This window comes from Oleiphilus sp. HI0128, from assembly GCF_001635365.1.
Genome location: NZ_LWGG01000868.1, coordinates 1 through 3,300 on the forward strand (window position 1 = coordinate 1; position 3,300 = coordinate 3,300).

The following is a 3,300-nucleotide window of genomic DNA, read 5'->3' on the forward strand; positions in this document are numbered from 1 at the left end:
TTTGGACGGGATGAGCAAAGGCTGCGTATATTGAAGGGCAAGCTTTCAGCTGAATTGAACTTGCTTTGCCAGCGCTGCTTACATCCGGTCAAAAAGACAATAAGTTCTGAGTTTCAGCTCGGAATTGTAATGAGTGACGAGCAAGCGCAAAACCTTCCGCGTGTTTATGAACCTTTATTGGTGGAAGATGAAAAGCTTGTTTTACTGGATGTGATAGAAGAAGAATTGATCCTGAGTTTGCCAATGTTCGCTTATCATGATGATTGCGAACCTGAAGAGTATAACGAAGGTGATATTGAAGAGAGTGTTGAAAGTGAGGTCGAAGAGACCAAAGAGAATCCTTTCAGCGTGCTTTCAGAACTGAATTTAAAGAAATAATCGGTGAGCTAAGCTCATCAATTGATTTGAAATACCCGCGGGAGAACAAATATGGCTGTTCAAAAAAGTAAGAAAACTCGTTCAAGACGTGGCATGCGTCGTTCACATGACGCGCTAGGCACTGCAACTTTATCTGTAGATCCAACTACAGGTGAGAAGCACTTGCGTCACCACGTTTCTGCTGACGGTTTCTACCGTGGCAAGAAAGTAATTGAGACATTAGAAGACTAGTACGTAAATACTAGTTTCTGAAGACGGCGAAATGTCTGTAGGAATCACCATTGCAGTTGATGCAATGAGTGGCGATGATGGCCCTCAGGTTGTTGTCCCTGCTGTTTTTGCCTATCTTGAAAAGCTTCAGTCAAATGATGCTTCTCAAGCGTCTCCGGCAGCCAGCTGCCAAAGCAAAGCCTTCAATATCATCCTTGTTGGAAAACAGGTTGAATTGGAGGCTTTGTTGCACTCCTACCCAGAAAATCCATCAATATCGATTGTTCACGCCGAAACCGTTGTCTCTATGGATGACCGTCCTTCTCGTGTGCTGCGCAGTAAGCAAGATTCCTCGATGGCTGTGGCACTCCAACTGGTCAAGTCTGGTCAAGCTCAAGCTTGTGTAAGCTCAGGAAATACCGGTGCTTTGATGTTGTTAGGGCGATCAATACTGGGAACCTTTCCCGGTATAGATAGGCCCGCGATTACTAAAATGTTTCCTTCTCAAGGTGGTGGCTGTTTCGTTCTGGACTTAGGTGCAAATGTTGATAGTTCGGCCGAACATCTTCTTCAGTTTGCAATCATGGGCCAAGTATTAGCAAAAATTACCAAAGGCGTTGAAAATCCCCGGGTGGCACTGTTAAATGTTGGCGGTGAAAGTATTAAGGGTAATGAGCAGGTTAGGTTAGCCGCTTCGTTAATAGAAGAAAGTGAAGCGCTCAACTATATCGGCTTTGCTGAAGGCGGCGATATCTTTCGTTCCTATGCAGATGTTATCGTTTGTGATGGCTTTGTTGGCAATGTGGCGCTAAAAAGTGCCGAGGGTGCTGCCAAAATTCTGCTTTCCGGTATAAAAGACTTTTTCAAAGAGTCATGGTACCGGAAGTTGCTGGGTCGTCTCATGCTGCCTTTGCTGGCAAAGACATTGAAGCAGCTAGACCCAGACACTCACAATGGGGCCATCTTCCTTGGTCTGCAAGGCGTTTTGGTTAAAAGTCACGGGCATGCTAATGCGAAGTCTTTTGAGCAAGCGATTGATCTTGCCTATAAAGAGGCGGAAGCTAATCTGCCGGAGCTGATTAATAGCGAGCTGGAAAAGGTTTTGCTATAGCGCTGGTCTTGGTGGCTATGCGTCGCTAATTATTTGAATATCCAAGTCAAACTATCTAAAAGGTGAATTTTGTGACAACTGTCTTTATGTTTCCCGGTCAAGGTTCTCAGTCAATTGGAATGATGTCAGATCTCTTGGCGCAGTCAGAATTAGCAGTAAAAACCTTTACTGAAGCGTCTGAAGCAATTGGAGAGGATCTTCAAGATATTGCGCTAAATGGGCCTGAAGATAAGATCAACCAGACGGAAATTACTCAGCCTATTGTATTAACGGCAAGTGTTGCGATGTGGCGTACCTGGATAGAAAACTCTGACATCCGTCCAGACTATGTGTGTGGGCATAGCTTGGGTGAATATACGGCCTTGATCGCTAGCGGCGTACTGGATTTTGAAGAGACGGTTAAGCTCGTTAACCTTCGTGGTAAGCTTATGCAGGGAGCGGTTCCTCTAGGTGAGGGCGGTATGGTTGCTCTTTTGGGGCTTGATGATGATAAAGCTAAAGAGGCTTGTAAAGAGGCAGCCCAAGGGCAAGTTGTTGCGCCGGCAAACTTTAACTCTCCTGGTCAGATCGTCATATCGGGTGCGACCGATGCGCTGGACCGGGCGATGGCTATCGCAAAAGAAAAAGGCGCTCGTCGTACTGCGAAGCTTCCTGTAAGTGTTCCTTGCCATTGTGACTTGTTACAGCCTGCAGGTGAAGAGTTGGCAAATGCAATGTCGAAACTGACATTTAAAGAACCCGGTATTCCTATTGTGCAAAATGTGAATGCTCAGGTAGCCACAAACCTGGAAGAGCTAAAGACAAATTTATTGGCTCATTTGCATAGCCCCGTACTTTGGTCACAATCGGTCACTAAGCTGATTGAGCTAGGTGCCGACACTTTCGTTGAATGTGGTCCTGGTAAGGTGCTAGCGGGCTTAAATAAACGAATTGATAAAACGGTTAACACGATGGCTATGTCAGACGTGAGTAGTCTTGAAAAAGTAGTTTCCGGTTTATCAGATTAAACATGCTGTATAGGGTGCGCGGTGCGCACCAAGTTAAAATACCAAAATAAAGAACAGGAAAATGGCAATGGAAAAGAAGGTGGCGTTAGTCACGGGCGCAAGCCGTGGAATAGGTCAGGCGATTGCTAAAGAGTTGGCCATGGATGAGTCCTTAACGGTTATTGGTACTGCCACAACAGAAGATGGTGCCTCGTCAATTTCGCATTATTTCTCAAAGTGGGGCTTGGACGGTGACGGCATTAAGATGGATGTGTCAGACCCAGAGTCGGTCACAGAAGGCATCAAACAGGTCACTCAAGCTTATGGTCCGCCTTTGATCGTTGTAAATAACGCCGGCATTACCCGTGATGGTTTGTTGATGCGTATGAAAGAAGAAGATTGGGATAATGTCTTGAACACCAACTTGAGCTCGATTTACAGAGTCTCAAAGGCAGCGCTCCGAGGCATGACTAGGCGCGCTGGGGACGAATTATTAACGTTAGCTCTGTTGTTGCGCAAATGGGCAATGCAGGCCAGGCAAACTATTGTGCTGCCAAGGCAGGCATAGAGGGCTTTAGCCGCTCTTTGGCAAAAGAGATTAGTGGGCGAGGCATT

At 46.0% G+C, this 3,300-nt stretch carries 4 protein-coding genes and 1 pseudogene; all 5 read left to right on the forward strand.

Going from position 1 to position 3,300, the window contains the following annotated elements; genetic code table 11:
• Positions 1-378: YceD family protein (locus tag A3763_RS13710; protein ID WP_068740505.1), on the forward strand; the 378-nt coding region annotated here is incomplete at its 5' end.
• 51 nt (positions 379-429) lie between these two features.
• Positions 430-609, forward strand: coding sequence for a 50S ribosomal protein L32 (gene rpmF / locus A3763_RS13715; RefSeq protein ID WP_068506763.1), 180 nt, complete (start codon positions 430-432; stop codon positions 607-609).
• A gap of 31 nt (positions 610-640) precedes the next feature.
• Positions 641-1,699 (forward strand): phosphate acyltransferase PlsX, encoded by a 1,059-nt coding sequence (plsX, locus tag A3763_RS13720; RefSeq protein ID WP_082865234.1) that lies wholly within the window; start codon positions 641-643, stop codon positions 1,697-1,699.
• An 86-nt stretch (positions 1,700-1,785) separates the two neighbouring features.
• Positions 1,786-2,706 carry an ACP S-malonyltransferase gene (gene fabD / locus A3763_RS13725; RefSeq protein ID WP_068553589.1) on the forward strand — a complete coding sequence of 307 codons (921 nt, stop codon included), beginning with the start codon at positions 1,786-1,788 and terminating at the stop codon, positions 2,704-2,706.
• Between the two features lie 61 nt (positions 2,707-2,767).
• Positions 2,768-3,300, forward strand: a pseudogene (locus A3763_RS13730) (SDR family NAD(P)-dependent oxidoreductase); the annotation flags it as partial.